Annotated in this window: 1 pseudogene; it reads left to right on the top strand. The window is 60.6% G+C overall.

What is annotated here, in order from left to right:
• Window positions 1–266: pseudogene (locus tag AX685_RS22420) on the top strand (hypothetical protein); the annotation flags it as partial.
• Window positions 267–297 lie beyond the last annotated feature (31 nt).

Here is a 297-nt window from a genome sequence, read left to right as displayed (position 1 = left end):
CATCATCGCACAGCTACGCTGGTGCGGAGGTCGTCCACGACATCACGTCAGCGGCGCTCCAGGAGGATTCGGAAGCCAGGCGGATGGTGGCAGCCGACGTGCTGCGCTCGCTGGTGCGCGAGATCATCCTGACGCCGGAGAATGGCGAACTTCAAATCGACGTGCGCGGCGATCTGGCAGGTATTCTTGCCATATCGCTCAAAAGCAAAAGGCCCGCCGGAGGGCGCCCGATCGCAAGTCAAGATGGTTGCGGGGACAGGATTTGAACCTGTGACCTTCAGGTTATGAGCCTGACGA

The organism is Sphingomonas sp. CCH9-F2, assembly GCF_001556735.1.
In the GTDB taxonomy this organism is placed as follows: Bacteria; Pseudomonadota; Alphaproteobacteria; order Sphingomonadales; family Sphingomonadaceae; genus Sphingomonas; species Sphingomonas ginsenosidimutans.
The sequence above is the reverse complement of the archived record's forward strand: the minus strand, read 5'-3'. Positions and strand labels throughout refer to the sequence as shown.